Below are 1,129 nucleotides of genomic sequence, written 5' to 3'. Positions count from 1 at the left end.
TGTAGAACCTGGCCCATAGTGCTTCCTTCCAATCGAGGGAAAATAGTGCACCATCAAAGCATGGGATCAAATACCTAGCGCCACGACGCCGGACGCCTTGGAGGGCCGGCAGGGATTCATGTAGAAAAACAGCCAAAAGTGAGCTCACTCACTGACAGTGAGAGGTTTATTACACGAATCCCTGCCGACGCTCAGGTAATCCCCGACTGAGCCTCACTGAGGCAATAGCTCCATCACCCATGCCATCTCCTCTTCGTTGAATGCCGGGAAATCATCCGCCGCCCCTGCGAAGGGGGCCGCATCTTGTTCCCACATCACGGTGCTGGACGCTGCCAGATCGGCATCCATGGGCGTACCAGGATCCGGGAGGCCGCCCCCGATCCTGGTACGCGGGCGTTTTACACCCCAGCTGAGGGGGGGTAAATGCCGCCCATCGCGCTGTTCGGGAACGAGCACCTCGACAGCTTGCTGTGCGGAGGCGCCGGTGACAGAACTCTCCGATCGGGACCGTTTACGGCTGCTGCTTGCCAGCGCCTGGCCCGCCCGGTCTATTGGGCTGGGCGCATCCAGCTCACGCTCCAGCGAATCGGCGAATGCATGCAAAGACGCCTGGTCCGGCGTTTGAGCCGAAGCACGGGACGGTTTGGCCCTTTTCATCCCTGATGCTTGGAGGATGCGGTGCCAACGCTGCAAGGCTGGGGGGAGCGTTCCACTGAGGGCTTCGAGTTCGGTGACGCCCACTCTGCGAAATAGCTGTAGCAACCCCTGCCTGCTCATCTCGAACTGCGTCATGGCTTCATCGAATGCTTGCGCTGGGCGGGAGTGGCACTGGAAAAAACCCAGCACGCGAGCCACTTGCGCGTGGTCGGCAACGCGATGGGACGTGCGTTCGGGAATACGGCGATTGATTCTTGTGATCAAGGTCGGCGCGTGCGGCAATCCCTTTTTCACTGCCTCCAGCGCAGGACGCCCGCCGAGGCAGGCCAAGGCGACGAGGTGGTCGTTGGTCAACGCGGCCAACGCCTGATCAGGGCGAGATAACTGGGCAAAAATGCTCTCCAGCGCCGGCTTGCCGCCTTTATTGCTGGCGATGGCCACCACCTGGTCCGGGGTCAGGCCATGGGCCTGG

Annotated in this window: 1 pseudogene; it reads right to left on the bottom strand. The window is 61.3% G+C overall.

Annotation, left to right across the window (positions count from 1 at the left end):
- Positions 1-213: 213 nt before the first annotated feature.
- Positions 214-1,129: pseudogene (locus XAXN_RS19675) on the bottom strand (hypothetical protein); the annotation flags it as partial.

This window comes from Xanthomonas axonopodis, from assembly GCF_001304695.1.
Classification (GTDB): Bacteria; Pseudomonadota; Gammaproteobacteria; order Xanthomonadales; family Xanthomonadaceae; genus Xanthomonas; species Xanthomonas axonopodis.
This window is presented reverse-complemented; position numbering and strand designations above follow the sequence as displayed.